The following is a 281-nucleotide window of genomic DNA, read 5'->3' as shown; positions in this document are numbered from 1 at the left end:
TTCAAGGCTAGGAAAATGCGTTTCTTAAAATTGTCAAAGTTCCTGAAACCAAAGGCATTCCGCTTGATAACCTTGATGAGATTATTAGTTGCCTCTAGTCTTGCATTGGAATAAGGCAATTCTAGGGCATTACAAACCTTATCTTTGTTTTTACGGAAAGTATGGAAGACTGTTTGGAAAATCGGATTGACAGACCCTATTTCTTCCTCTATTAAGGCAAAGAAGTGATCCGTATTTTTATTCTTGATGTGGAATAGAAGCATCTGATAAAGTTGGTAATG

1 protein-coding gene is annotated in these 281 nt (G+C 36.3%); it reads right to left on the bottom strand.

From position 1 onward, the window contains the following. Positions 1-281: transposase (locus HZY94_RS06945; RefSeq protein ID WP_179925583.1), on the bottom strand; the 281-nt coding region annotated here is incomplete at both ends.

Origin of the sequence: Streptococcus danieliae, assembly GCF_013415245.1 — a bacterium.
Lineage (GTDB): Bacteria > Bacillota > Bacilli > Lactobacillales > Streptococcaceae > Streptococcus > Streptococcus danieliae_A.
This window is presented reverse-complemented; position numbering and strand designations above follow the sequence as displayed.